We start from the raw sequence: 26,989 nt of genomic DNA, 5'->3' as shown, positions 1-26,989 counted from the left end.
GCACCGGCCATAAACCCTCTCAGGTGCGTTGAAATGCCCACGTCCAGCGAGATGACCTCACAACGGTGGACCCCGGCGCGGGCTCACTTGGCCGCTACCGTCACACGGCGAGTCATGTCCGAAACCCACAGGCCCCCCGGCGGCTCGATCGTCACCGCGAACAGCTTCGCACCACGGACGGGCATGGCCGGCTTCACAGGCACGATGGTCTCGCCGTCGTCCTCGGCGTCGAACACCCCGCCGCTGATCCGCTGCCCCATGCCGCGCTCGTCGACGATCCAGACCTGGTACTGCTCCTTGGAGGGGTCATTGGGCCGCAGGCCCACGAACCGCATGTAGCCCAACTGCTGATCCTCGCACCACACCACCTCCCCGAGCACGCCCTTGACCTCGGGGTTGTCCCAGTCCTTCCAGTGGATGACCTCGCGGTCCGGGTCGCGGTTCACCACGTGCACGATGTCCTGACGCGTCCACGGCGACCAGCTGTACACCGCGATTGCCACCAGGATGAAGCTCGCCGCAGCGACCAGCCAAGGCCCCGAACTCCACACCAGGCGGGTCGCCCGGCGAGACATCGCCATTACGGGGCTCTCTGAGAGAGTCGGCGGCTTGAGCACGCTCGAGGTCGCCGTCGCCCACCCGTTGCCCGCCTTCACCAGCCGATGCTGCACCTCCTCAGGCATCGGCTCCCAGTCGTCGCTCTTCAGCATCCCCAGCTCGAGCAGCGCTGCCGTGGTCGCCAGCGACCACTCACCCTCCCGCCCCTCGCGGGCGAGCAGCGTCTCCAGCTCCAGCTCCTGCTCGTTGGTCAGGCCCACCAGCGCCTGGTCGGCGAGCAGCTCGGTCAGCCTGCTGTCCTCGGGGGCGATGGCGCTCACGCGTCACCCCCGGTCGAAGTCTGGGGAGTTGACTCGCGCCCATTGCTCTCGGCCGCGCCGCCGCCGCCACCGTTTTCGCTGGTCTTGTCCTTGTTGAGCATCTCGCGCAGGCGGATCAGCCCCCGGCGCGCGTGCGTCTTCACGGTGCCCAGCGGCAGCCCCGTCGATCGCGAGATCAGCTCGTGCGACAGCCCCTCGTACACCGACAGCCGCAGCACCCGCTGCTGCTCGGGCGAGAGCTGCTCGAAGGCACGCGCCGCCCGCGCGGCCTCCTCCCCCACCTCCGACCGCGGCGACAGCACTTCCTTCGCAGGCTCCGCATCCGTCAGCTGCTGACGCCCCGGCTGACGCCCCAGGCGACGCCTCCGATCAATCAGTCGGCGGCGCGCGATCGTCGCCACGAACGCCGTCTCGGAGGCGATGTTGGGGTCATAGCGGTTGCCGTTGCGCCAGAGCTCGGTGAATACCTCGTGCACCGCGTCCTCGGTCTCGGCCTCGGGCAGGCCGATTCGGCGCGCAAGCGACCACACCAGCCCGCCGAAGCGGGCGATCAACTCCTCGATCGCCGCGGAGTCCCCGGTGCTGACACGATGGAGCAGGTATTCAGAGGCGATGGCGAACCCTTCCCGACCGGTGGCCTGGCAAGCCCCCCGGCCGGCCGGCCGCGGAGCCCCGGGCCTGCGGGCCCCGGACCGGTGATTGTAAGAGTCCCCCCGGCTCCGGGCACAGGATTGAGTGGGGCCTGAACCGGCCTTCAAGCATCCGAGCCGCTCCCTCAGGACTGCTGTAACGCACGCCGGGGACATGCTGCCTCCTGCCGGGCCCCCTCACTAACAAATGACGCCGGGGGGCGGGTGGCCCCGCCGGCGTCTACAAAGGAGAGATCACTTGGGCAGGATCACCGTGTCGATCACGTGGATCACGCCGTTGCTGGCGTCGATGTCCGCCGCCGTCACCGTGGCGCCCTCCACCGTCACCTTGCCGTCCTTGCCCTTGGTCTGGACCTTCTGGCCCTGGAGCGTGGCGACGTTCGCGCCCTTCGCGGCCGCGTCACTGAACACCCGCCCGCTCACCACGTGGTACTTCAGGATCGCGGCGAGCTTGTCCTTGTTCTCCGGCTTGAGCAGGCTCTCGACCGTCTCCTTGGGCAGCTTTGCGAACGCCTCGTCGGTGGGCGCGAAGACCGTGAACGGCCCCTCACCCTTGAGCGCGTCCACCAGGCCCGCCTTCTCCAGCAGCGAGGCGAGCGTGGTGAAGCTGCCCGCGGCCGCGGCGGTCTCGACGATGTTCTTGTCGCTGGGCAGGATCACGCTGTCGATCACGTGGATCACGCCGTTGGTGCACACGACGTCGGTCGCGATGACGTTGGCCTTGTCGACGCTGACCTTGCCCTCCTTCACCGTCACGTCGATGCGCTGACCGTTGAGCGTGTCAGCGCCCATGGGCTTGACGTCCGCCGCGAGCACCTTGGCGGGCACCACGTGGTACTTCAGGATGGCCGCGAGCTTGTCCTTGTTCTCAGGCTTGAGCAGCGACTCCAGCGTGCCCTTGGGCAGCTTCGCGAACGCCTCGTCCGTGGGCGCGAACACCGTGAACGGCCCTTTGCCCTTGAGCGCCTCCGCCAGCCCCGCGGCCTTCACCGCCGCGACCAGCGTCTTGAAGCTGCCCGCCGCCACCGCCGTGTCCACGATGTCCGCGGCCTTGGCGTCCTTCTTACCCGCGGGCTGCTCGTGCGCCGCCAGCATCACCGTCGGCGCGCTCTCCGTGCTCTCGCACTGACCGAACACCGGCGCCACCAGCGCAGCGGACACCCCGGCCACCATGACCATGCAAGCCTTCATCACATACTCCTGAGTTGTGTGCGGGCGACGGCCCGCAGCGTGTTTGGATCCGGGCCGCTGAACGGGGCCCGGCACGCTTGCTTCGCGGCCGCGGTAGGCCAGATTCACCGGCCTCTGCAGAGTCCACAAAATGACAGACGCCGACCCTTCGGTCGGCGTCTGTTCGTTCACCAATCACCGGAGCGTGACGCTCGGTGGATTACTGCTCGATGATGATCTCGACGCGACGGCTCTGGGCCTTGGTCGCCTTGGGCTTGGCCGAGCCGAAGCCCATCGCCTCGATGCGGCTGCTCTTGATGCCCTTGTTCGCCAGGTAGGTCTTCACGGCGTTGGCGCGGGCCTGGCTGAGCTTCTCGTTGGTGCCCCACTGCTTCTTGGTCTTCACCAGCGGGTCGCTGTCGGTGTAGCCCTCCACGCGAACAGTCGCGCCCGCGTAGTCACGCTTGATCTCGGTCGCGACGCGGTCGAGCGTCTTGCGGGCGTCGGCCTTGATCGTGGCCGAGCCGCTGGCGAAGAGCACGTCGCCGGCGATCGTCGCCTGGGGCTGGCCCTGCTCGTTGTCGGTGAACACAGGGGTGCCGCCGCCGCGAACGTTGCGCGGGGCCGGCTCGGGCTCCCAGCCGCCGTTGTCGGTCATCTGGTTGCGCTCGGCGTCGCGCACGGCGGCCTGGCGGTTGGCCTCTTCCAGGGCCGCGATCTTCTCGCGGAGCTCGGCGTTCTCCTGCGCCGTCAGGTCCGCCTGCTTGTTCTTGGAGCAACCACCGACGAACAGGGCGAGCCCGATCATCCCGACCAGCAGCATCCCACCGCGACGAAGCACCTGCATGACAATCCCTTCTCGTTGTACGGTTCAGTCCGTTGAAGCCGCGGGCACCTCCGCCCGGGCGCGCCGACCATCCTATCGGCAACTTCCGCGCTCTGCGGCCCACGATTTGCGCGGCGATTTTGCGCACCAACTGACAGCCGCAAACGACAGGTTGTCCGTCGATTTCTGTCGCTTGTGGCCGGTTTCCGGCAGCCTGCTCTTACGGCAGGTTCACCGGCCCCTTGGCCAGGAAGCTCAGCAGCGCCTCCACCGCCGGCTTGGCGAACCACACGAGCACCGTCCCGATCGCCAGGTACGGCCCGAAGGGCATCGCCCGCTTGAACGCGCCGGAGAAGATGACGCCCAAGATAGCGAAGAGCGTCCCGACGAAGGCCGCGCCGAAGAAGCCCAGCACCGCGTCGGTCCAGCCGATGCAGGCGCCGACCGCGGCCATCATGTGGACATCGCCCAGGCCCATCGCCTCTTTGCCGAAGCCCAGCGTGCCGAGGATGCGCGTCAGCCACACGATCCCGCCGCCGATCAGGTACCCCAGGAACACGCCGCTCAGCACCACCAGCCACAGCGGGGCCTGGTGAGCGAAGGTGACGCCGCCGAATCCGTTTTGCTCCATAGGCCCCGCAAGCCGGATTGCCACCGCGCCTCCCAGCAGCGCGAGGCTGATCGCGGGGGCCAGGAAGACGAGCTCCTTGAGCATCTCGCGGCGGGCGTGCGGATATTGAATCCAGAGGTCGGTCGGGTGCGGCGTGGCACCGGCTTTCGGGCCGGGGTTTTCTAGTTGGCCCTCCGGCAAGGTCGGCGTGGCAGCGGCAGCAGCCTCGGCCTCCAACCGCTGCTGCTCGACCTGCTCCTTTTCCCATGCCTCGTAATCAGCGAAGCTGCGGCGGATCAACTTCTTGTGCAGCAGGATGTTGGAGATCACCAGCCCCGCGACCCCGCCGATTGACGCCCCGATCCACCACCACCCCTGGTGCCCGGGGGTCCACATCGACCACACCTGCCCGGGCGCCGCGTACGGCAGCTTGCCGTAGCGGTGCTCAACCCATAACGCCGCAAGCGGATGCGCGATGACCGCGAACACCACCGGCGTGGTCGTCAACTGCATGGGGATAAAGCAGGTCTTGGCGTCGACGAGCGTCATCGCCACAAGGCACGAGAACAGGCAAAGCACCGTCAGGAAAATGGGCCACGTCGCGACGAAACCGCCCTTGCCCCACTCCGGCTGCACCGCCCCGAAGTTGATCCCCAGGAACGAGCCGTCCTGGGCGTAGAGCACCAGGAACACCGCCGCCCACAGCACCGCGACGAACGCCTCCACCAGCGGATACTCGGGGCTGATGGGTGACCGGCAGAACCGGCACTTCCCGCGCAGCAGCAGCCAGCCGAAGACCGGGATGTTCTCCCTCCAGGTGAGGTACGTCTCGCATGACGGGCACCGGGATGTGGGGGTTACTACGTCCAGCCCAAGCGGCAGCCGGTAAACCAGCACGTTCAGCAGCGAGCCGATGCAGGCGCCAAAGGCCATGACGAACAGCACGGCCACGATCTGGCCCATCAGCTCGATCCTCTGCAGCGCATCCATGCCCAGCATCAGCAAGTCTTGATTCCAGCTTCGGTTACGCCCCGCCCGAGGGGTTGGGCGGTGGCGGCGGCGACGCAGGCCGCGTCAGTTCATCGACCCGTTGCTCGGCTTTCTGGAGAATGTCCTTGCAGCGGCGGATGAGGACGACCCCCCGCTCGTACTCGCCGATGGCCTTTTCCAGCCCCACCTCGCCCGATTCGATCCGCTCGATGATCTCCTCCAGGCGCGCGAGGGCCTCCTCAAAGGTCAGGCTTGCGTCGGGCTGGTTGGTTTGCTGGCTCACGGGTGCCTCAAAGTAGCATGCCTCTCACGACGCCGGGACTGAGCCGCCAGCCACACGACGCCGGGACTGAGGTCGCCTCGACCGAAGCCCCGGGTTGGCGGCGACGCACGATCACCCGAAGAGCCCCGGCCCCGCTGGGCCTGCACCGCTCTTCCTGCGCGCCGGTACTGCCGGCGGCACAGCAGCCGGCGCCGCAACCGCATCCCTCTCCCCCACCACCGACCTCACCGTCCCGCCCTTCACGCGCGACTCGATCACCTCGCCGGGGCTGATATCCGCTGGGGACCGCACCACCCGTCCATCGAGCGTCATCGTCACGGAGAATCCGCGGTCCAGGATCCGCAAGGGACTGACGGAACCGAGGTGCCGCTCGACGCCGTCGATGGTCGCGCGGCTCTGCTGCACGCGGACCTGCAGCGCCCGAGCCAGCCGCTGCTCATTCGCGGCGACGCGCGACACGATGCGGGTGTGCACGGTTGCAGGGCTGTTGCGCTCCAGGCGTGCCCCGAGCTGCTCGGTCCGGTGCCGCAAAGCGGTGATTCTCTTGGAGAGAGCCTCGCCCAGGCACTCCTCGGCGCTCACCAGCCGCTCGCGGGCACGCTCGATCAGCGCCCGCGGGTTCATGAAGAACGGGTGGCGGGCAGCGCCAACGAGCCGCTGGCGCTCGAACCTTGCCATCCGCTGGAGGCTCGTGGTGAGCTGGCCGCCCAGCGAATCGACCTGCTGGAGCAGCGCGGCGGTGTCGGGTGTCAGCCGCATGGCGGCCTGCGTGGGCGTGGCGCACCGCTCGTCGGCCACCAGCTCCGCAATAGTCGTGTCCGTCTCGTGCCCGATCGCGGCCACGATCGGCAGGCGGCACGCGAACACCGCATCGGCCACCTCTCGTTCGTTGAAGGCCCACAGGTCCTCGAGCGAGCCGCCGCCGCGGGTGAGGATGATGGCGTCGACGCCCAGCGCCTCCGCGTTCGCGTCCACATGCCGGATCATGGCCGCGACTTCGGGCGCCGCCGCGCTGCCCTGCACGCGCACGTCGCACAGCAGCACGCCAACGGCCGGGCAGCGCTTCCGCATCGTGACGATGACGTCCTGCAGCGCGGCTCCCGTGCGGCTGGTGATCACCGCCACACGACGCGGGAACGTGGGCAGGGCCACCTTGTGCTCGGGCGCGAAGTAGCCCTGGAGCCGCAGTTCTTCCATCAGGGCCTTGAGCGCCTGCTCCAGGCTGCCCAGCCCCGCCGGCTCCAGCGTATTGAGGATGACCGACACACGCCCCGTCTTTGCGTAGAACTCCACGCGCCCGCTGGCGATCACCTGCTGCCCATCCCGCGGCACGAACCCGGTTCGACGGGCAGCGGTCTGGAACATCACGCACGAGACCACCGCGTTCGCGTCCTTGAGGTTGAAGTACCAGTGCGTGCGCTCGGTGAAGCCGGTGACCTCGCCGTGGAAGCGGATGGACGCGGGCGTGCTAAGGCGCAGCGCCGACTCGATCTTCGACGCCAGCTCGGTGACGGAGATCGACGCCTCGGGCGAGCGCCCGCCGCCGTTGGTGGGGCCCGTTGGCGGCGGGGCAATAGGGGGCAGGTTGTAGAGAGATCGCGACATGCTTTCCGTGTGATTCTAGTGGAAGTCCCGCGACATGCTCGACAGCCCTACGTCCCGCTTGAGTGCCTCGGAGAGTTCCTGGAGTTTCTGCACCTGCACGTGGATCACCTCGCCCTGCCGCTCGACGGTGCCGGTCGCGAGCACGCACACGCTGTGGCGGGCCGCCTTGCGGAACTTCTCAAAGATGTGCGGGCGGATGATGAGGTTGGCGATGCCGCTCTCGTCCTCGATGGTCATGAAGACGATGCCGGAGGCCGTGCCGGGCCGCTGGCGGACGAGCACGATCCCTGCGACCGAGACGCGCCTGCCCTGCGGCGTCCGTTTCGTGTCCCTGAGCACTTCGTTCTTGATCGCCTTGGCGCCGTCGAGGGCGTCGCGCAGGAAGGAAATCGGGTGGGCCTTCAGGGACAGCCCCATCGCGGCGTAGTCCTGGAGCACGGCGCGGTCGGGGGGCTGCTGGGGGAGGGGGATTGTCGCGGGGGGCGGGTCGGTGTGGTCGAGTGGAGGAGTAGAGGAGCGGAGGAGTGGAGGAGCAGCGACGGCGTCAAACAGCGGCAGGTGCTCGTCACGCAGGTTGCGGACCTCCCACAACGCCTGCCGGCGTGAGAGGCCCATCGAGCCAAACGCGTCGGCACTGGCGAGGCGGCGGAGCGTGGCGACGGGGACCTGCGCGGCCATCCAGAGGGAGTGGATGGTTTTGAAGTGGCCGTGCCGTTTCACGGCCGCGGAGATGGCGTTGACATGGTCCTCGCGCAAGCCGGAGATGAGGCGGAGGCCCAGGCGAAGGGCGGGCCCGTGGAGGCCGAAGGAAAGTGGCGAAGTGGCAGAGTGGCAAAGTGGCAAAGTGGAAGGCAGGGCATTCTCACTTTGCCACTTTGCCACTTCGCCACTTTGCCACTTCGGCTCCAAGGTGCAATCCCACGTGCTGAGGTTCACATCGACCGGCCGGACCTCAACACCGTGCTCCTTGGCGTCGCGGACGAGCTGGGCGGGGGCGTAGAAGCCCATGGGTTGGCTGTTGATGAGGGCGGCGCAGAACGCGGCGGGGTGGTGGCGCTTGAGCCAGCCGGAGACGTACACGAGCAGGGCGAAGCTCGCGGCATGGCTCTCGGGGAAGCCGTAGCCGCTGAAGCCCTGGATCTGCTGGTAGCACTGCTCCGCGAACTGGCGCGAGTAGCCGTTGCGGAGCATGCCCGAGATGAGCCGGTCGCCGAAGAGCTCGAGCTGCCCCGGCCGCTTCTTCCACGCGGCGATCGCGCGGCGAAGCTGGTCCGCCTCGCCGGGTGTGAACCCCGCCGCGACGATCGCGAGCTTCATTGCCTGCTCCTGGAAGAGCGGCACGCCGAGCGTTTTGCCAAGCACGTCTTTGACTTCCGGCGAGGGGAAGTCCCACTTGTCCAGCCCCATGCGCCGGCGAAGGTAAGGGTGGACCATGTTGCCCTGGATGGGCCCGGGCCGCACGATGGCGACCTCGATGACGAGGTCGTAGAAGGTCTTGGGCTTCAAACGCGGCAGCATGGACATCTGGGCGCGGGATTCGATCTGGAACACGCCCACGGTGTCGGCGTGCTGGAACATCTCGTAGACGGCGGGGTCGTCCTGGGGGATGGAGGCGAGGTTGAGGCCGGAGGGGGGAGCGTCGGCCGGATTCTCCGCACGCCCGTTCTCAAGGGCAGTTCCCCGCCCCGAAGGGGTGTTTGAGTGTTGCCACGGGTGGAGCGAAGGTCGGCTTTGCGACCGAGCGCAACCCGTGGTGCCGGGCCCAAGGTTGTGAAGCCCCGAAGGGGCGGCGGACTCTGGCTCGGTTGCGCTTTCATCCGTCGCCCCTTCGGGGCTCCCGATGTCCTCCGCATCCACCACGGGTTCCGCTCGCTCACGCTCGCTCCACCCGTGGCAACACTCTGGCGCCCCGTTGGGGCGAAACCCAACCCCGGGTTCCGCTCGCTCACGCTCGCTCCACCCGGGGCTACTAAAAGCCGCCCCTATGGGGCTCAGGAGAGTCCCCGCTGATCCGGGGCGCGCAGCATCAACCAACTCCCCCGCGCTCAGCCCCGCCTCCAGGAACTTAAAACCCTTCTTGATCACCGTCAGCATGCCCAGCCCCAGGCAGTCCACCTTCAGCATGCCCATCGCGTCGATGTCGTCCTTGTCCCACTCCACCACCGTGCGGTCGGGCATGGCCGCGTTCTCGATCGGGACCGTCTCCTCCAGCAGCCCCTGCGTGATCACGAAGCCACCCACGTGCTGCGAGATGTGGCGCGGGAAGCCGAGCAGCTCGTTGGTCAGCTCCGCTACCTGCTTGATCGTGGGGTCCTCGGGGTCCAGCCCTTGCGACCTGATTTGCTCATCCCGCGGCGGGCCTTTCTGCCACCAGTCGATCTGCTTGGCCAGCCGGTCGACGCAGTCGAGCGACAGCCCCATCGCCTTGCCCACCTCGCGCACGGCCGAGCGCCCGCGGTAAGTAATCACCTCGCACGTGAGCGCGGCCCGGTCGCGCCCGTACTTCTCATAGATGTACTGGATGACCTCCTCGCGCCGCTCATGCTCAAAGTCGATGTCGATGTCGGGCGGCTCGTTGCGCTCCTTGCTCACAAAGCGCTCAAAGAGCAGGTCGATGCGGTCGGGGTCCACGCTGGTGACGCCCAGGCAGTAGCACACGGCCGAGTTGGCCGCGGCCCCGCGCCCCTGGCAGAGGATGCCCTTGCTCCGCGCGTACTTCACGATGTCGTAGACGGTGAGGAAGTACTTGGCATATCCGAGCTCCTCGATGAGCTGGAACTCGTGCTCGATGCGGAGCAGGACGTCGTTGGGGATGTAGGAGAAGGGTTTTAAGCCGGCGACGCCGGAGACGGGGAGGTCTTCAGTACTGGGTACCCCGCCGCTCCGCGGCGGCTCTTCGCTCGCCTCGCCTGCAGCAGCTGCGACATGCAACTGCTGTTGATCGCCAGCCTCTCCAACCCACCCCAACCCCTCCCTCGGGGAGGGGCTCTCGGAACTCGAGCCCTTGCGTGCCTTCTTCCTCGTCTTCTTCCGCACCTCCCCCACTTCGCCCGCCGGCTCACTGGTCCACGCGCCGCCGGGTTCGATGAGCCCGCGGTCTTCGGGCGGGCGCTTGTAGCGCTCCATCGCGCCCTTCCACGTCAGCTCACGCAGGTAGCTCATCGGCGTCTTGCCCGGCGGACAGACCTCCTGCGGGTACTCGTAGCGGAGCTGATCGAGCGAGAACTCGCGGGCACGCTCGAAGACCTCCATCGTGCGGTCGATCGCCTGCGGGTAACGGCCAAACAGGCGCGACATCTCCCACGCTCCCTTGATGAACCGCTCCGCGTGCGGGAAGAGCAGGTGCGCGGCCCGGTCGATGGTCGTCGTGTGGCGGATGCACGTGAGCACATCCTGCAGCGCCCGCCGGTAGGGCACGTGGTAGTGCACGTCATTGGTGGCCACGAGCGGCACGCGGGCGTCGTGCGCGACGTCCGCGATCAGCTCCAGGCGCGCGTGGTCGTCGGGTCCGAAGATGCACGAGGTCGCGAGCGAAAGCCGGTCGGCGTCGAAGATGCCCCGCAGCGTCGCCAGTTGTCGGCGCAGCCCATCCGCCGGCCCGCCCTTCTCCAGGTCCGCTGGCGGGATGGCGATGCACAGCAGCCCCTCGCTGAACTCGCGCACGTCGTCGAGCTCGAGGCGGCAGTGGCCCTTGATGGCCTTGCGCTTGCCGCGGGTGAGCAGCCGGCACAGGCGGCCGTAGGAGGCGCGGTCGGTGGGGTAGAGGAGGAAGTGGCTGAGTGGCAAAGTGGCGGAGTGGCAGAGTGAAGACTTGGAAGACCAGTCCTCCTCTTTCACTTTGCCACTTTGCCACTCTGCCACTTCGCCACTTCCGCCTTCAGACTCCAGCGCCTTGCCGCGCTCCGTGTCGCCCAGCACAATCCACGAGCCCACGGCGAAGCCGATGCCCACCTCCTTGGCCGCGATGTGGGCCCGCACCACGCCCGCCAGCGTGTTGATATCGGTGATCGCGATGCCCGAGCAGCCCATGGCCGCGGCCTGGGCGACGAGCTCGTCCGGGTGACTCGCCCCCCGCAGGAACGAGAAGTTGCTCGCAACCTGAAGCTCGGCGTACCTAGGGCCGCTCGCGTAGGTGACGGCGCTGCCGAGTGACTCGGGGTTCTTCGCGGGGTGCGGGCGGATCTTGTGGATCGGGGTTTCAGGCATGCGTTAGCTCCGTCATGCCCACACTCCATGGACAAACCAGCGGCCCGACTCGGACTCCTTGAACACCCACAGCCACCGCCCGGCCTTGTCCTGGATGCGGTAGTAGTCGCGGTAGACAGTGGAAGCCGGCGCGGGGGCAATGGTGCGGCTGACGACGCGCCGATTGGTGGGGAGCACCGCTGTCTCTGAGGAACACCGAGATGAAGACATCTCGGTGGCACGGGCGACCTTCCACCACTCCTCGTTCAGCCGCTCGGGGCCGATGCCGCGGATCATCAGGTGGTCCTCGCCATTCCAAGTGATGCGCGAGGGCGGGCGATCAGGAACCACGGCGATCGCCTCGATGTGCTGCGGCGGATCGAGCAGCACGCTGGGGCGTGGCGAGGTGGACCAGAAAAGAGCCGATCGCGCGAGCGATCGATGCTTTGTGCTTTGATGGGAAGCGGCCAGAAGATCACCCCGATCACTCGCGCGATCGGCTCCTTTGTCTTCATCCACGATCTTCTCGTATGCCTCCACCCGCTCGGGCAGGTGCGAGTTCCGCGGCATCGCCCGCAGCACCCGGTCCTCGCCCAGGCGGTTCACCAGCGCATCGATCAGCTCGCCCGCGGCCTGCGAAAGGCTCTCGTCTGATCCTGCGGCACCGCGCCCGGGCATGGAATCATCACGCGTGACCTGCCGGTGGCGCACGCGCCGCTGCCGCTTGGCGATCAGCGCGACCCGCTCGACGCCGTTGCCCAGGTGCAGCCGCTCCACACGCGGGCGCAGCAGCGTCCACAGGTGCTTGGCGTTGCGCGAGGGGCGGCTGAGGGTGAGGGCTTCTTCCGCGACCTCAACGCCGCGGCAGTCCTCCTTGACGCGGTCGATCTGGAGGCACAGGCGCGTGACGCCCGACTCGCGGCGGGCGAGCTCTTGCGCGAGGCCGCGGAGGAGCTCGCGTGTGACGATCTCAATCGCCTCGGGGTTGGTGGTCGGGCCCTCGAGCACGTGCTCGAGCACGAGCGGCGGCTCGACCGTGAGAGGCGTGAAGGACTCGGGGGTGCGCCCGAACGCCTGGTCGATACGCGTGAGCAGGATGCGCCCGAAACGCGAGGGCAGGGAGATGCGCGGCAGTTTCAGGACATCGGCGACGGTCTCGAGGCCGAGCTCCTCAAGGGCGTGGAGCACGTTCGCGGGAAGGCGGAGGGAGGCGGTGGGGAGAGGGGAGAAGAAGGTGGTGAGGTCGGCCTCTGCCGCCTCTCTTTGCCCCAAAGGGGCAGAAGAGTGTTGCCATGGGTGGAGCGACGGTCGGCTTTGCGACCGAGCGGACGCGCTTCGCGCCCCGGTCCTCCGGGCACCCGTGGTAATGGGCGCTGAGCATTGGAGCCCCGAAGGGGCGCTGGATTCCAAACTTGAGGCCTTCGCCCCTTCGGGGCTCCCGACTTTCTCACCCGTCACCACGGGTTCCGCTCGGTCGCCAGAGGCGACCTTGCTCCACCCGTGGCAACACTCTGGCGCTCCTTCGGAGCGAAGAGGCGGCGCCTCCCCCACAACCGTCACCACCTCTCCTCCGTAGTGCGCCCCCGCCCACGCACTCGCGATATTCGGCCCCACGCCGATCCGGTGGTGCAGCCGCAGGCCCGTCAACGCCGCGCTCATCAGGCCCAGCAGGCAGCGCTCGCCGCCGAAGAGCCGATCGCAGCCGGTGAGGTCCAGCAGCAGGCCGTCGGGCTCGCGGCCTTCATCTTCGAAGGTGCGATCGACGGCGACGAAGGGCGAGAACCGCATCATCCACCGCGCCAGCTTTTCAAGCGAGCGGCGGTCGCGCCCCGGGTCAGCATCGACAACGACAGGGTCGCGCAGCAGCGCCCGCGCATGGGCGATGGTCATGCCCGGGCGCACGCCGGCGCGGAGGCATTGGCCGCAGCACGCCGTGACGAGCTGCTGGTTGGCCTTGACCTGCATGAGCAGGACCTCGCGCCGACCTTGCCCACCCTGAGGCCCGCCCTCATGCAGTGCGGCGGACCTCCGCCGCGCCAGATCGACGGGCCACATCGGCAGCCACACGCACGCCACCCGCTTCACGCCGCACCTCCTGCACCCCCGCACCATCCACCGACACCTCGCCCGGCGCGCCGGTCACGACCTGCACGCCGCGCCGGCGCTCGTCCCATTCCAGCACCCACTCACGCACCGACCCGCCCGATGCCGCCGCCCACAACGCCGCGGCCTTGCACCTCCGCAGCTCCACCTTCCACCGCACGCGGTCGCTCATCCCAGGCTGCGGCGAGACCACCCAGCGCGTGCCCGATGCCGACAGCAGCTTGATCTCGGGCGCGGGACGCGTGAGCAGGCCGAGCGTCTGCCCCGCCTCGGCCGCGAGCTGGAGTCGGCGGCTATCGGCCATGTCCATGCCCTCGACATCCCCCACCACGGCGCCGATGCCGGGGCAGCGGAGCGCCTGGTCGATGGCCCACGCGCGCTCCTCCGGGCGCGGGTCGATAAACAGGCAGCGGGAGAAGTCCAGGCCGACCTTCGCGATCGTCCACGGGCAGGGCCAGCAGCGCTGGCCGATGAAGACCGTCAGCCCCGGCGGACGCGCGGCCAGGTACGTAAGGATCAGGAGAGGTGGGTGCCAGACCTCTGGGTTTGGGTGACCCGCCCTTGGGTACCCCGCCGCTCCGCGGCGACTCCTACTCACCTTCCTTGGTACTGAAGGTTCAGAACTGCCCTGATCGCCCGAAGACCGCCACGGAGTGGCGGGGTACCCAAAGCCATCAAGGCCATCGAGGACCCACTCGTGCGTCATGCCGCGGGCGAGGCCGCCGCCGGGGAGGGTGGCGTCGAGATCGGCGATGCCGGTGGGGATGATCGGGGCGTCGGTTGGCGCGGGGGCGTCAGTGTCCTTCACACGTCGGACAAGCCCTTGATCCAGAATGGCTTGGAGTGATTCCCGGGAGCCCATGGCGTACCTTCAAGCAGCCAGCTTGCGAGCTGGACGACTTTTGTTAGGATACGGATAGACGGGGCTTCGTCAATGGGATGAGAAGGATTTTGTTTGGTGGTTTTGCGCTGGGCTGACCCGGGACGTGGAGCCAGGGCGAGCGTGGGCCGGCGGAAACGGGCGGGTGGGCTGTCCGGGGGCAGTCTGAGGTTGAATACTCGATCGCTTGCGCGATCGGCTCTTTTGTTCCGATATGGTGACCGCCCATGCCCGAGGAGTCGGTCCCAGCCATCGCCGCGCCGCCGCTGAAGCGGGATAACCCGTTCACGCGCAGCGTGGCCGGGATGATCGGGATGGCGTTCCTGGGGCTGATGCTGGCGGTGTGCCTGGGGTCGCTGCCGTGGACGCTCGGCGTGCCGGCGGGCAAGTCAGGACCAAGGTACAACGAGGGAACGCCGGCGTATGGGCGGCTGCCGCCCTCATGGGTGACGCCCACACCGACGCAGCGGGCGCGCCTCAACGCGGTGGTCGATGCCGCGGTCGTCGAGCGCGTCGCCCGCGATCACGCGATGAGCGTTCAGAATGTTCTCAGCGCGACCAGCGGCCCTGCCGCGGAGGCGCTCAGCGAGCACTGGCCACGGTACTTTCTCGGCACCGACGTGCTGGGGCGCAGCCTGCTGCTGCGGTGCCTGGCGGGCGGGGGGCTGTCGCTGGGCATCGGACTCGCGGCCGCGTTGCTGTCGGTGTTCATCGGCACGGTGTACGGGGCCGTGGCGGGTTACGCGGGCGGGACCGCCGACGCCCTCATGATGCGCGTGGTGGATGTGCTGTACGGGCTGCCATACGTGCTGCTCGTGGTGCTGCTCGCGGTTGCGGGGGATGCCCTCATCGGCGAGTACGTGGCCCGCAACAAGGAGCGGGCCGGCTGGGTGCACGTCGAGGCCGCGGCGATCGCGACCCAGCGCGGCCTCACCAGCGATGACGCCGCTCGGGAACTGCTCGAGGCCGACACTGAGCTCCGCAAGCAGCTTGAAACCCGAGCCGCCGAGGCGCTCCCCGCGCGTGAGATGTCCACCGGCGCCCGCCGCACGCTCGATGTGGTCACGCTGCTGGTGGCGATCGGCGGCCTGAGCTGGCTGACGATGTCGCGGGTCATTCGCGGGCAGGTGTTGAGCCTGAAGAACCAGCCGTTCGTGGAGGCGGCGCGGGCGGTGGGTGTGCCGCTGCCGCGCCTGTTCCGCAAGCACCTGCTGCCGAATCTCGCAGGGCCGATCATCGTGTACGCGACGCTCACGGTGCCGCAGGCGATGCTCCAGGAGTCGTTCCTCAGCTTCCTGGGCATCGGTGTCAAGCCACCGCTGCCGAGCTGGGGCAATCTCGCGGCTGACGGCCTCGAACAACTCAACTCCTACGACAGCAACTGGTGGCTGCTGCTGTTCCCGTGCCTGCTCCTGGGCTCGACACTGCTGGCGCTGAACTTCGTCGGCGAGGGCCTGCGCGAGGCGATCGACCCCAAGAGGGCGCGCCGATGACCGCCCCACTGCTCTCCGTGCGGGACTTCGCGCTCTCGTTCGCCAACCGCGGCGGGCCGCGCCTGCAGGCGGTGGACGGCCTCTCGCTCACGGTGTACCCGCAGCAGACGGTCGCAGTCGTCGGCGAGTCGGGCTGTGGGAAGAGCGTGTCGGCGATGAGTATTTTGCAGCTGGTGCCGCGCCCGCCCGGGCGGTTTGACCGCGGGCAGGCGTTCTTTGATGGCGGTAATGGGCGAGCACCGGTCGACCTGCTCGCGCTCACCCCCGACCAGATCCGCAAGGTCCGCGGCAACGAGATCGCGATGATCTTCCAGGAGCCGATGACCAGCCTGAACCCGGTGTACTCCGTGGGCGAGCAGATCATCGAGGCCGTGCAGCTGCACCGCAGCATGTCGCGGAAGCAGGCCCGCGAAGTCGCGCTCGGCTCGCTTGCGGAGGTGGGCATCGTCGACCCCGTGAACCGCATCGACCAGTACCCGCACCAGTTCTCCGGCGGCATGCGGCAGCGCGTGATGATCGCGATGGCCCTCGCGTGCCAGCCCAGGCTGCTGCTGGCCGACGAACCAACCACGGCGCTCGACGTAACCGTCCAGGCGCAGGTGCTCGCGCTCCTCCGCTCGCTCCAGCGGCAGCGCGGCATGGGCGTGCTCCTCATCACCCACGACCTGGGCGTCGTGGCTGAGAACGCAGACGTCGTCTGTGTCATGTACGCCGGGCGCGTGGTCGAGTACGCCCGCGTCACCGACCTTTTCCGCGCTCCCCTGCACCCCTACACCCGAGGCCTGCTCAACTCCATCCCGCGCATGACAAACCGGCGCGATCGGCTGGTCACCGTCAAGGAGATCGTCGACAACCCCGCCGAGGCCGCGCGCCTGCCCGGTGGCGAGCGCGGCGTGCGGGCGTGGTGGCCGTGGCACCAGGTACCGGCGGACCTGCATCGGGCCGAACGCCCCGCTGGCGAGTACGAGCTGCTGGAGGTCGAGCCCGAGCACTGGGTTGGTGTCTGGCGCACGGCGACCGTCGCGGGTGCTGCTTGCCGGCCGCCGGACCTCTCGTTCAGGCGCGGGGAGGTCCGTACACGATCATGAAGCATGATCGTGGCACGTGGGCCCATAGGATCACCCGATGCGCGTCCTGATCCTCGCCGACGAGTTCTTCGCCAGCCGCGAGCGTGGGCTGCTGACGCGCCTCGAGATCGGCCTCGCGGATGAGGGCGTGCGCGTGATCCACGCCGTGCCCGAAGGCACGCCGACCGATTCGAGTGAGGGCGTGTTCTCGCGGGTGCTGACGTACTCATCCAAGACGCTGCTGCTGACGCGCCCGCTCGCGGTGCGGAAGCTCGTGCGGGCCGTCGCCGAGATGGACTCGACGACCGAAGCTACGGGCATCGACGTGGTGCACGTCTTCGGCGGCTCGGTGTGGCACCTGGGCGCCGACCTCGCGTCCGAGATCGGCGCTGGCCTCGCCCTCGAAGTCTGGCGCTCCGGCCTTGTCGATCGGGCGAAAACGATTCACCTCGACGACGACGCGCCGCTCTTCATCGCGCCCGATCAGGCGATCGAGCGGGCGCTGCTCAAGGTGCCCGCGGGCGGGGAGCACCCGGCGGTGCGGCTGGCGGCGTGGGGCGTGCACACCCCCTCCACGGCCCGCGAAATCCTGACCGAGGGGCGTGCCCCTTCCATCATGCTCGTCGGCTCCGGGCGCGACGAGCAGGCCTTCCGCACCGCGATCGAGGGCATCGCGGCCATCGCCCGTGAACGGCCAGACCTGCTCATCTTCTGCGACGCGCTCGCCGCGCGCCGGACCGACGCGTGGGCGCTCGCCCGCAAGCTGGGCATTCTGCACAACCTCTCCCTCATCGACGAGCTCGAGGGCCGGCGCGACCTGCTGCTCTACGGCGACATCCTCGTCCAGCCCGAAGCCCACGGCGAGCAGCGGAGCATCCTCCTCGAGGCCATGGCCACCGGGATGGTTGTCGTAGCCGGGGCGGATCCGATGGTCAGCATCCTCCAGGATGGGCTTACCGCCCGGCTGGTGAAGCGGCCCATGGCCGCGGAGTGGTCCGCCGTGCTGCGGGACGTGGTGACCAGCCCCGAGCGGGCGCGAGCCCTCTCCAAGACCGCCCGCGAGCACGTGAAGACCGCCCGGCGCGCGAGCGACCACGTGCGGGCCGTGCTCAGCGCGTACGACTGGCTGTCGTCCGACGAGCCGCTGCCGCTGCCGTGAGAACCACCCGAGGGCAGGGTCCTATAGCCGTGTGCGGCGGAGCAACAGGGGCGGTTGACCGCTCTTCCCGGCACGCGCCACGCCCATTCTGCTTGATTCCCTGAAGTTCCGTTGCATCCTTGAGGCGGCGGGCCCCGGGCGTGGAGCGGGTGCGGCCGACATCCAACAGAAAGGTGCAGACATGATGCTCGCAGTCATCGCGGCGGCGGCGCTGGCCGCCCAGAACGGCGCTCCCGAAACGTGCTCGCCCCGCTCGCCCAACTACACGGCCCAAAGCGTGCACGTGCAGAGCAACAGCAGCCCGACGTACTCCTTCCCGGGCGTGGGAAGCCAGCAGGTGGTCAACGGGCGCGTGTACAAGGGCCGCGCCATCATCGGCCAGCACGAGCTCGGGGCTCGCGGCCCGGCGGCTGACGCGGCCGCGGCGCACGGTGCGCTCGGTGAAGAGGGCGTGCGCGTGACGGCGCAAGTCGAGGGCCTCTTCCGCTACCACCCCACCACCACCGTCGAGTTCAGCCCCTGGACGCCCGTGGCGCAGCAGCAGGCGAGCCCCTACAGCGACGCCTACAGCCGCGCCCACACGAAGATGGCTCGGCGCGCCGAGGAGGCCCGCCAGCAGTGGCTCAAGGACAACAACTACGTCGGCGGCGTGCGCACGCACGTCAACGACGCGGTGCTCTACAACCTGCCTGAGGCGAAGCGCGAGACGCGCCTGCCCGAGCCCCGCGGCGTCATAGAGGTCAACCCCGAGATCCCTGCGTTCAAGTCGCGCATGAAGGTGCAGGCCAAGCCGGTGATCACGCTCCCCACCGTCGCCCTCAAGAGCACCGCCCCCAAGGTGCTGCCCAAGGATGCCGTGATCGCGAAGAAGGTGGATGAGCAGCCCAAGGCCGCGGCCCCCGTGGTCAAGGTCGCTCAGAAGTAAGCCCCGCCGGATGGTGGAGGCCGAATCGCGCGGGGCTGGCCGTTCTGGCCGGCCCCGCTGTCATTGCGTCGCACGCCGGCCGGGCCCGGGGCATACTGGAGCGTGGCCCAGGGTGCGAGCATGGATATCCGGGTCGGCTGCTCGGGGTGGTACTACCGCCACTGGCACGGCTGCTTCTACCCCCAGGAGCTCTCCTCGCACAAGTGGTTCGCCCATTACCGGCGGAGCTTCAACACGGTCGAGCTCAACGCCCCCTTCTACCGCTGGCCCCAGCCCTCGACGGTCAAGCGGTGGCTGCGCGATGCACACCGCAACTTCGTCTACAGCGTGAAGGTGAACGGCGAGATCACGCATGACCGCCGCTTCCAGGGCACCAGGAAGCTCATCCGCGAGTTCTGCTCGCTGGGCGAGGTGCTCGGGAAGCACATGGGCGCGTTCCTGTTCCAAATGCCCCCGAGCTTCCGCTACACGCCGGCGCGCTTGCGCCGCATCCTCAATCAACTGGATCCACGGTGGACCAATGTACTGGAGTTCCGGCACCGGGGCTGGTGGAACGACGAGGCGTTCGCGATCATCCGCGAGGCGAGCGACGCCAGCGAGGGCGGGGTGCTGTTCTGCTGCACGAGCGGGCCGCGGCTGCCCGACACACTGGTCAAGACCGGGCTGGACGTTTATATCCGCTTCCACGGCGTGAAACGCTGGTACCGCCACGACTATTCGCGCGAGGAGCTTGAGGGCTGGGCCGAGAGGATCACGACCTGCGGGGCGCGGCGTGTGTACTGCTACTTCAACAACGACCGCGACGCGTACGCGATCAAGAACGCCCGGCTGCTGCGCCGGCTGCTGAAAGAGGCCTGACGACTCGCGCCCGCACCGTTGCGTTTACCGGGAAAGTCAGGGTGACAGGATTCGAACCTGCGACCTCGTGGACCCAAACCACGCGCTCTACCAAGCTGAGCTACACCCTGCTGAGCCGAAGTGTAGGGCGGGTCAGCGCGGGGCCGGGTCGACGGGGACCTCCTTGAACAGGATCACGTTGGGCTTCTCGCCCAGGCGGGTGACCTTGCTGCGGTCGACGATCATCAGGAAGCGGCGGGCCATGGTGGGGACCATGGGGTCGGCGTCGGTGAGGCTCTCGACGTCGCTCTTCTTGTACCCGTGCACCAGGAACCAGCAGATGAAGTAGTCGCTGCGGGTGGAGGCGGAGTTGACCACGCTGTTGATGACTGCGAGCTGCTCCTTGTAGGAGTTGGGGATCTCGTTGGGGATGATGGCGCCGGTGCTGTCGCGGTGGAGCAGCGTGTCGAGGCCCTCGATGCCGGTTGGCGTCTCCTGGCCGGAGGCGTTCACGTCGTGGCCGAGGAAGGTCATGTTGCCGGGCCAGCCGCGGAACAGATTGGGATTGGCCGGGTCGTTCCCGTAGAGGAAGTTGGCCGCGAGGAGCTCGCCGCGGGTGCGGAACCCGGCGCGCTCGCCGATGCCGATAATCCGGGTCCCCCCGGTGCGACCCTCGTCGCGGTCGGGATCGGCGGGTGTCGAAGTATTGAACTCGAAGGTGACGAGGCGGTCCTGCCGACCCGCGGGCGTGTTCGGCGGCGCGTTCCCGGGCGCGTTGGCCATGTCAGCGACCTGCGCCAGGGCGTGCACGTACTGATCGACCTTGTCGCGGTAGCTTACGATGGTCGCGGCGATGTCGCTGCGCTGGTTCAGCTCGCCACCGGACCACCACCACCATGGTGCACCGCCGACAAACTCGGTGTCAGGTGGCGGGCACAGCGTGGGGAAGCCAGCGCGGAGGGTGTTGAGCGCGGCCGTGTTGAAGTTGACCGTGCCAGGGGTGGCGCGCTTGAGCGTGTCCCAGCGGTAGTTGCGGTCGAAGTCCGCGGGGTCATCGGCAATGATGAAGTCGGCGGGGCTGGTGGTGAAGTTGTCGAGGATGCTCAGGGCGAGGGGCGCCTGTGTTCCGATGCGCTCGTCCACGAGAGGGTCGAAGATAGTGTCCGTGTTGACATCGATGAATGGCGGGAATGCGTCGAGCCGCAGGCCGCCACGGTCGGTGAAGAGCGGGTCGAGGGAGCTGCCAGCCACGGGGTAGAAGATGCTGCTGACGTCCTCAGGAACGGGCGACGGGTTCGTCTGGTAGAGCAGCGACATCGCGAGCGCCTCGCCCAGCGTCGTCCAGCGGCGCTCGAGGTCGGTGATCAGCGTGGGGGTGCCGCTGCTGAAGTCCAGCGGCATCTCCTCCGGGCCCACACCGAGCGGGAGCAGCAGGTCCGCCGGCCGGACGGTGGTCGTGGTGACCGAGTTGCCGGCAACTGTGCCGGTGGTCTGAAGGTTGTTGTCGAGGATGGGGACTTCGATGCGGTGCCGGTCGTATGGCCGCTGCACACTGTCGGCCGACATCCACGCAGTCGCACCCGTGGGCGCGTCGAGCTCGTTTGGGTGCTCGTGGATGGGGCGCTCGAGCTCTGTGCCCGCGGGGCCGGTCATGTTGGAGTACCACGCGCGAACGGATTCAGCCCGGCCGATGAAGTTCGGGTCGCTCGAACCGGACCAGTATTGAGGGTCCGAGTCGGGCAGGCTGTCGGTGTCCATGCCGTCATCGTCGAGAACGTTCCAGGGGGCGGTTGAGTCCTGGAACTTGGGCTCCAGGCAGTACGCGGGGATCGAACCACGCGGAGGGGCGGCGGGCGCGGGGTCCCCAGGGCGGCTCACTGTGGCCGAGAAGGTGACCATGTACAGCTTCGAGGTGTCGGCGGCGTCGCTGCCGTCGATCTCATGCTGCTGAGGGGTGGTCGCCGACCCCGGGAGGAAGCGATTGAAGCCGTTGCCGGCCGCGTCCGTGACGTAGTCCTCCGCGAGGATGCGCAGGCGGTCGACGAGCTGATCGTTGCCGGTAAGGTTGGTGCGCCCCGCCTCGTCCACGTTGTCGACACGGATCGTCCGCCAGAGCTGCATGGTGACGGGTGGGTCGGTGAGCGTGGTCACCGTGGGGAACAGGCCCGAGGGCGTCGTCGGCGAGAGACGGCCGACGTTGTTGATTTCGGGGATCCAGTAGATGCCGGCAATCTGGCCGGCGTTGGTGCCGATGTTGTTGCCGCCCAGGTTCGTCTCGAGTATCTGCTCGGCGGTGCGGCGGAGATCTCGGAGGCGCCCCGAACCCGAGTCCTGGTCGAGGTAGCCGCTGCCGTCCTGCAGTTCGGCGATGTCGTGCAGGATGTTGAACGGGCTCTTCGTCAGGGCGTACACAACGATCGTCCCACCCGCCGGGATCGTGATCGGCTCGGCCGTAGTCTCGGGCGGGGTCGGGTGCGAGGCGCTGTACTTGCCGGTGGTCGGGTCAACCGCTTCCACCAGCTGCGCGAGCTTGAACTGTTTGTCCCCGAACTGCAGGTAGTAATAGGAACTGTCGGTGGAGCTGCCATCGACCGCGAGGGGCGTCTCGACGCCGGGGGTCGGATCCTGGTGGCTCAGCTTGATGTCCACATGGAACGGGTTGTGGAGCTGCACCGCGACCATGCGGTACATGAGGTCGGGGTTGCTGAAGTGCTCGCCGCCCTGGATGTTGGCTTCGTCGCTCTCACCGTCGCTGGTGCCGTGCTTGTCGGCATAGACCGTGAAGCTCGCCACCTGCGTGATGAAGGGCTGGGCTTCGATTCCATAGACGTTCACCACGGGCGCAACAACGGGGTCGGTGCTGGCGGCGAGGCGCTCGGTGGCGCTGTTGGATGCAGATGGCGGGATGAGCTCGAGCGGGCGGACGTCAATGGACCCCGACGTAGTCGGGACCGGGAACGTCGGCCCGGCGAGCCAGCTGCTGACAGCCAGCCCCTCGGGGGTGGTGATGACCAGAGCATTGAGATCATCGGTGAGGTCACGGCGGGCCAGCAGCGTGTGGATGGTGGGCTGCTCGGGCGGCTGGGCGCCACCTGTGGTCGCAGGAATGGCCCGGTCGAAGCAGTCGATGAAGTTGACCGCCATGTGCGCCGCCACACGCAGAGCCATTTCGGGCCCGCGGTGGCCGTAGAACTCGGTCGCCCGCTCTTGGAGCTGGGGGCTTGTCCACGGGGTGCCGAAGCCGAGCCTCGGGGCGAGCGCATCGACGTAGCTGCGGAAGATGCTGTAGGTGCCGGCGGCCTTCGCCTGGGCGGAGAGAATCGGGTCGGCGATCTGATTGTTGATGTCGGCCATCGCCAGGCGCACATCGACGCGGAGCTCGGACTGACCGAGCTCATAGGGGTCGATCGAGCGCAGCCCGCCGCTGTTGATGGTCGAGGGCGCGAAGCGGAGCTCGCGTGCGCCGCTGATGGTGGTCAGGCGGCTGCGCTGATCGAGCTCGAAGAGGCGCATCGTGCGGGCGTAATCGTCGTCGTGGACCGCGCTGAACTGGCTGAAGCTGCGACGCTCGATCTCGAGCGGGCGGTTGCTGCGCAGGGGGCTGAACCGGGTCTCGTTGGGTGGGGCCGAAGACGCATCAGCACGCCCACCGAGCGTCAGTTCGAGCGTCGACGTGATCGTCGGATCGTTCACCACGCGCCGGGCGTAGAGCTCGAACATTTCATCGGCGTTGAACCCACCGAGCATGCGCACACTGGCGGGAGCGCCGGTGGGGAGGTTCATCTCGCGCATGGCGCCCTGGAGGCTCACGGCCGTGCGGTGGTAGTGGTCCGCCTTGTAGAGCGGCTGGTTGGTGTAGTCCCAGCTGTCATGCGGCACGGAGTAGGTGGCCTCGTAGGTGGTGCCGATATCCGCGCCGGTGAGGCCCAGCTGAGGAGTCACGCCGGTCAGGATCGAGAGTCGGAGGGCGTCGTAGGCGTAGATGCCGCTGGTGAACGTGAGGTCCCGCCCGGCTTTATCGTCCCCGACCTCGTAGTTGAACGGGTCGCGGTTGTATTCAGAAGCGGTGTTCGGGGCGGGGAACGGGAACTCCTGGTGGAGCCACTCGTGGCCGCGCCCGAAGCTGGCCGGGTCAGGGCCGGTCTCGGAAGCGATGCGCGCATCCCAGCCGGTCAGCAGCTTGCGGAGGTCAACGTCGCCGGGCGTGAGGCCGAGCGGTGCGAGGGCGGTTGGCGCGCCCCGCTGATCGGTGGCGGTGTTAACGTTGATCATCGCGCTGGCGTCGATGATGCGGACGGCGACGAACACGCGGAGACTGTCGTCGATATCGAGGTAGTCCTTCTGGACCGTCCCGCCCGGAGTGACCCGCAGTTCCCTGAGCTCCTGCCAGCGCGAGTCGAACATGCCGTCGCCGTCCGCGTCGGCGAACAGGTTCAGGTCATAGTTGAAGTCGCCCGGCTGACGCAGAGCATTGGCACGGGCAGGGCGGAAGAGCCAGATCTGGCGGCTGTCAAAGTGCGCAGGGACGTCGAGGTCCATGGGCACAATCGGCGACACGAAGTCGGTGTTCCGGACCGTCGCCCCTTGCGCGAAGTTCGCCGGGTCCCCGGAGTAGATGTAGTTGGTGTTCTCCGCCATCTGCTTGTGGTTGGCGTTCCACCCGTGGCGGTTGGGACGGAGATTCGCAAGGTTGACGAAGCGGCCGTCGGGCGCGATGTTGCTGATCTTCCGCCAGTCGCGACGGTACTGGTACAGCCGGTCCTGCTCACCGGCCAAAGCGTCGAGCGGATCGCCCAGGTACGTCGGCTCGGTATCGGCCAGCCACGGCGTGGAGGGCGCCCACACGAACGGCATGATGTTGACCGGGTGGCGGGCCTGGTCGGTGAAGTTGTAGCTGCCCATGAACCCCGACACCGAGCCCGTGGGCGTGAAGGGCATGTTGGTCGCTGTGGGCGTGAGCTGATCCGACCGCGCGTCGTAGTTCGTCGCGGGGTAGTCGAACGTCATGCGGCTGAGCGGGATGTTGCCCGCGACGTACCGCCTGGAGTCGTAGAACGTGCCCAGCGTGCTCTCACCGATGATGGTGATGAGGTAGTCCTTGACCTGATCGGGGATCGTCTCGATCCGCTCCTGCTTCTTCACGGCCGCGGTCATGCGGACGTCGTGGCTGCCGATGCTGCTGTAGATAATGGCGAGCACGGCGAGGAGGGCGAGGGTTCCGACCACGATGATGAGGAACGAGCCGCGTCGGCGCGAGGACTGCCAGCCGGCGGGCGTGCCCGCGAGCGAGCGCAGCAGGGAGGCGACGCCCCGGCCAGCCCGGGCCAGGATCATGGGCTGCTTGGTCTCATTCGTGGTCATGGGCCAGTCCTTCCATCATGGGCCGTCACTCCTGGTGACGGGTGCAAACACAAGGCTGCGGGTCCTTCCGCGGATCGATCGTTTCGGCGGTCGTGCATCAGTCGCGGCGCATCACGGCCCGGTCGTCGGGCACGTTGAACACGTAAACGAACTCTCGCTCGTCTGCGAGGTTGTTGGGGTCGGCGAGCGTGACGCGGATGCGGACCATCTTGGGCCACATCCAATCCATCACCCCGTTGGTGGTGCGGTGCGGGAACGGCACTGGGATGGTGCTGGCGTCGGGCGCGAAGGTCGGGTCGGTGTAGCCGAAGTAGGCCGTGAGCTCCGCTGCGTTCTCATCGGGCTGGCCGTTCGCGGGCGGGATGCCGTAGATCAGGCGCGAGGTGATCGGGTGGTTAATAGGAGGCTGCGGCGGGACCGCGTTGGGATCGCCGAGATTCCAGGTGACGTAGGTGATTCCCTCGCCCAGAGGGTCGGCAGTCGTTGCCACTCCATACGGCTGCACCCGCGCGCCCGGCGGCGTGTAAGGGCCGGGATTGAGGCCGTACCAGCGCACGTGCCCGTTGCCGTCCATCGAGCCGTAGGACCACTCGACGATGAAGTTCGTGCAGTGAGGGACGAAGTTTGAGGCCGAGAGCATCAGCTGATCAGCCCGGGCAACGGCACGCTCGAACTGAGGGTTGCCGGTGGTGGGCTGCATCGAGATCGCCGGGAGCAGGTCGTCGGGGCCGGGCTCGTAGCGGATACGGGCCGGTTGGAACGTTGCCGGGAGCGGCGGCTCGCCCGAGCCCGCCGCAATCCGGTTCGCCACCGCCTGGCGGTTGCGCGAGTCGGTCGGCATGGAGTCGTTCATCCAGGCGTGCATGAGGTCGAGCGCCGTCCCGCCCGAGAGGGGGACGGGGACGAGCCGCCCATCAGGTATCGCCTCGCGTGGAGGGGTCCCCACGCCGACCTGATCCGGCCAGACATCGCACGTGGTCACCATCATGCGGATGTCGGCGAAACTGCTGGAAGCGATGTCAACGATGCCGCTTGAGCGCAGCGGGTACGCGTCGTTGGTGCCGGGGGCGCCCCAGCGCGTGCGGAAGGCGAAGGCGGGGGATTCGGGGCCCGAGCCGGCCCCGCTCTGGACGGGGAACGCCCACGCGACGGAACGGAAGAGCGAACTCTGCGCCGGCTGGAGGAAGTACTGCGTCGGCCGGTTCCGGAAGAATGGCAGCGACGCCGGGTTGTTGGGCACACCGAACACGCTACCGCCTGCGGCGAGCGGCACGGGCTGCGTCTGGGCCGCGTCGGGGTTCACCAGCAGCGTCACATGCCGGAGCAGTGTCCAATCGCTGGGGTACTGGTTGGGGTTGGGTGTGCCGGTGCCTGCCGCAAAGCCGAGCCGGGCTTCCTGATCGATGTTGGGGTCCGAGAGGAAGGGCTTGCTCTTCTTGTAGTTCTCAGCGGTAAGTGCGGTGTTCAAGCGGGCGCGCTGGCCATGCCCGTAGTACACGAGGGCCTCGTGCGATTCGGCCCGCACACCGGGGATCAGCGGCTGACGGGCGGTCTCGTAGCGCCCAACGACGCCGAACTGGATCTCGTCGATGCGGCGGGGCTTCTGGTCGGTGGCGCGCTGGTTGGCGAACAGCGGCACGTCATCGGGGCTGGTGGCGGGCTCGGCCGGCAGCGAGGCGATGCCGTTCCCATCGATGTCTACCCACTGGTGACGGATCACCAGGAACCCGTCGCGCGCCATGTTCTCGAAGTCGCGGCGCATCTGCGACTCCATGAGCGAGGCGTAGGTGTTCATCACGCTGACGCGACGGCCGCCGGCGACCGTCTTGCCCACCGAATCGAAGATGGCGGCGAGGCCCACCGCGATGATCGCCACGGCCCCGACGCCGACCATCATCTCCATGAGTGTGAAGGCGCGCCCGCTGGCGCGGGTGAGGGTGCGGGGGCTGAGTGTCTTGCGTCGCATG

17 protein-coding genes and 1 tRNA gene are annotated in these 26,989 nt (G+C 68.1%); 5 read left to right on the top strand and 13 right to left on the bottom strand.

Annotated features, from left to right (window positions below):
- Positions 1 to 83: 83 nt before the first annotated feature.
- From VD997_05390 to VD997_05345, 10 genes are all read right to left on the bottom strand, one after another.
- Entirely contained in the window at positions 84 to 878 is a 795-nt protein-coding gene (locus tag VD997_05390; GenBank protein ID HYE61410.1) for an anti-sigma factor, read from the bottom strand.
- A complete protein-coding gene (locus tag VD997_05385) occupies positions 875 to 1,684 on the bottom strand; it encodes a sigma-70 family RNA polymerase sigma factor (protein ID HYE61409.1) in 810 nt (269 codons plus the stop codon). The genes VD997_05390 and VD997_05385 overlap by 4 nt, the downstream gene beginning before the upstream one ends.
- Positions 1,685 to 1,762: 78 nt before the next feature.
- A complete protein-coding gene (locus VD997_05380; protein ID HYE61408.1) occupies positions 1,763 to 2,719 on the bottom strand; it encodes a fasciclin domain-containing protein in 957 nt (318 codons plus the stop codon).
- Positions 2,720 to 2,918: 199 nt separating this feature from the next.
- Positions 2,919 to 3,545 carry an OmpA family protein gene (locus VD997_05375; protein ID HYE61407.1) on the bottom strand — a complete coding sequence of 209 codons (627 nt, stop codon included), beginning with the start codon at positions 3,543 to 3,545 and terminating at the stop codon, positions 2,919 to 2,921.
- Positions 3,546 to 3,744: 199 nt separating this feature from the next.
- Positions 3,745 to 5,133 (bottom strand): prepilin peptidase, encoded by a 1,389-nt coding sequence (locus VD997_05370; GenBank protein ID HYE61406.1) that lies wholly within the window; start codon positions 5,131 to 5,133, stop codon positions 3,745 to 3,747.
- A gap of 25 nt (positions 5,134 to 5,158) precedes the next feature.
- Positions 5,159 to 5,407, bottom strand: a complete 249-nt coding sequence (gene xseB / locus VD997_05365) for an exodeoxyribonuclease VII small subunit (protein ID HYE61405.1) — start codon at positions 5,405 to 5,407, stop codon at positions 5,159 to 5,161.
- Positions 5,408 to 5,518: 111 nt separating this feature from the next.
- Positions 5,519 to 7,012 (bottom strand): exodeoxyribonuclease VII large subunit, encoded by a 1,494-nt coding sequence (gene xseA, locus VD997_05360; GenBank protein HYE61404.1) that lies wholly within the window; start codon positions 7,010 to 7,012, stop codon positions 5,519 to 5,521.
- A gap of 15 nt (positions 7,013 to 7,027) precedes the next feature.
- Positions 7,028 to 11,218: a PHP domain-containing protein gene (locus tag VD997_05355; protein ID HYE61403.1), complete on the bottom strand. Its 4,191-nt coding sequence runs from the start codon at positions 11,216 to 11,218 to the stop codon at positions 7,028 to 7,030.
- A gap of 12 nt (positions 11,219 to 11,230) precedes the next feature.
- Complete coding sequence (locus tag VD997_05350; protein HYE61402.1) at positions 11,231 to 13,282, bottom strand: DNA polymerase Y family protein; 2,052 nt, start codon at positions 13,280 to 13,282, stop codon at positions 11,231 to 11,233.
- The gene (locus VD997_05345; protein HYE61401.1) at positions 13,206 to 14,108 is read right to left on the bottom strand and encodes a hypothetical protein; all 903 of its coding nucleotides are present in this window, start codon (positions 14,106 to 14,108) and stop codon (positions 13,206 to 13,208) included. The genes VD997_05350 and VD997_05345 overlap by 77 nt, the downstream gene beginning before the upstream one ends.
- A gap of 299 nt (positions 14,109 to 14,407) precedes the next feature.
- On the opposite strand from VD997_05345, the gene VD997_05340 reads away from it, so the two are divergent.
- The 5 genes from VD997_05340 (at position 14,408) to VD997_05320 (ending at position 19,682) form a co-directional block, all read left to right on the top strand.
- Positions 14,408 to 15,673 (top strand): ABC transporter permease, encoded by a 1,266-nt coding sequence (locus VD997_05340; protein HYE61400.1) that lies wholly within the window; start codon positions 14,408 to 14,410, stop codon positions 15,671 to 15,673.
- On the top strand, positions 15,670 to 16,761 hold the full coding sequence (locus VD997_05335) for an ABC transporter ATP-binding protein (GenBank protein HYE61399.1): 1,092 nt from the start codon (positions 15,670 to 15,672) through the stop codon (positions 16,759 to 16,761). The genes VD997_05340 and VD997_05335 overlap by 4 nt, the downstream gene beginning before the upstream one ends.
- Positions 16,762 to 16,798: 37 nt before the next feature.
- Entirely contained in the window at positions 16,799 to 17,899 is a 1,101-nt protein-coding gene (locus VD997_05330) for a glycosyltransferase (protein ID HYE61398.1), read from the top strand.
- 181 nt (positions 17,900 to 18,080) lie between these two features.
- On the top strand, positions 18,081 to 18,824 hold the full coding sequence (locus tag VD997_05325) for a hypothetical protein (GenBank protein ID HYE61397.1): 744 nt from the start codon (positions 18,081 to 18,083) through the stop codon (positions 18,822 to 18,824).
- A gap of 120 nt (positions 18,825 to 18,944) precedes the next feature.
- Positions 18,945 to 19,682, top strand: coding sequence for a DUF72 domain-containing protein (locus VD997_05320; protein HYE61396.1), 738 nt, complete (start codon positions 18,945 to 18,947; stop codon positions 19,680 to 19,682).
- Positions 19,683 to 19,718: 36 nt separating this feature from the next.
- Here the strand turns inward: VD997_05320 and VD997_05315 are convergent.
- The 3 genes from VD997_05315 to VD997_05305 all read right to left on the bottom strand — a co-directional run bounded on the left by VD997_05315 (position 19,719) and on the right by VD997_05305 (position 26,988).
- Positions 19,719 to 19,792: transfer RNA gene (locus VD997_05315), tRNA-Pro, on the bottom strand.
- Positions 19,793 to 19,814: 22 nt separating this feature from the next.
- Complete coding sequence (locus tag VD997_05310) at positions 19,815 to 25,022, bottom strand: hypothetical protein (protein ID HYE61395.1); 5,208 nt, start codon at positions 25,020 to 25,022, stop codon at positions 19,815 to 19,817.
- Between the two features lie 97 nt (positions 25,023 to 25,119).
- A complete protein-coding gene (locus VD997_05305) occupies positions 25,120 to 26,988 on the bottom strand; it encodes a prepilin-type N-terminal cleavage/methylation domain-containing protein (protein ID HYE61394.1) in 1,869 nt (622 codons plus the stop codon).
- Between the last annotated feature and the right edge of the window lies 1 nt (position 26,989).

Source organism: Phycisphaerales bacterium, assembly GCA_035627955.1.
Taxonomy (GTDB): Bacteria; Planctomycetota; Phycisphaerae; order Phycisphaerales; family UBA1924; genus JAEYTB01.
The sequence above is the reverse complement of the archived record's forward strand: the minus strand, read 5'-3'. Positions and strand labels throughout refer to the sequence as shown.

Excerpts from the sequence above, each read along its gene's own strand:
- VD997_05320 (HYE61396.1), top strand. The coding sequence starts at position 18,945 with ATGGATATCCGGGTCGGCTGCTCGGGGTGGTACTACCGCCACTGGCAC.
- VD997_05370 (HYE61406.1), bottom strand. The coding sequence starts at position 5,133 with ATGCTGGGCATGGATGCGCTGCAGAGGATCGAGCTGATGGGCCAGATC.
- VD997_05325 (HYE61397.1), top strand. The coding sequence starts at position 18,081 with ATGATGCTCGCAGTCATCGCGGCGGCGGCGCTGGCCGCCCAGAACGGC.
- VD997_05380 (HYE61408.1), bottom strand. The coding sequence starts at position 2,719 with ATGAAGGCTTGCATGGTCATGGTGGCCGGGGTGTCCGCTGCGCTGGTG.
- VD997_05385 (HYE61409.1), bottom strand. The coding sequence starts at position 1,684 with ATGTCCCCGGCGTGCGTTACAGCAGTCCTGAGGGAGCGGCTCGGATGC.
- VD997_05305 (HYE61394.1), bottom strand. The coding sequence starts at position 26,988 with ATGCGACGCAAGACACTCAGCCCCCGCACCCTCACCCGCGCCAGCGGG.
- VD997_05340 (HYE61400.1), top strand. The coding sequence starts at position 14,408 with ATGCCCGAGGAGTCGGTCCCAGCCATCGCCGCGCCGCCGCTGAAGCGG.
- VD997_05375 (HYE61407.1), bottom strand. The coding sequence starts at position 3,545 with ATGCAGGTGCTTCGTCGCGGTGGGATGCTGCTGGTCGGGATGATCGGG.
- VD997_05310 (HYE61395.1), bottom strand. The coding sequence starts at position 25,022 with ATGACCACGAATGAGACCAAGCAGCCCATGATCCTGGCCCGGGCTGGC.
- xseA (HYE61404.1), bottom strand. The coding sequence starts at position 7,012 with ATGTCGCGATCTCTCTACAACCTGCCCCCTATTGCCCCGCCGCCAACG.
- VD997_05335 (HYE61399.1), top strand. The coding sequence starts at position 15,670 with ATGACCGCCCCACTGCTCTCCGTGCGGGACTTCGCGCTCTCGTTCGCC.
- VD997_05330 (HYE61398.1), top strand. The coding sequence starts at position 16,799 with ATGCGCGTCCTGATCCTCGCCGACGAGTTCTTCGCCAGCCGCGAGCGT.
- VD997_05355 (HYE61403.1), bottom strand. The coding sequence starts at position 11,218 with ATGCCTGAAACCCCGATCCACAAGATCCGCCCGCACCCCGCGAAGAAC.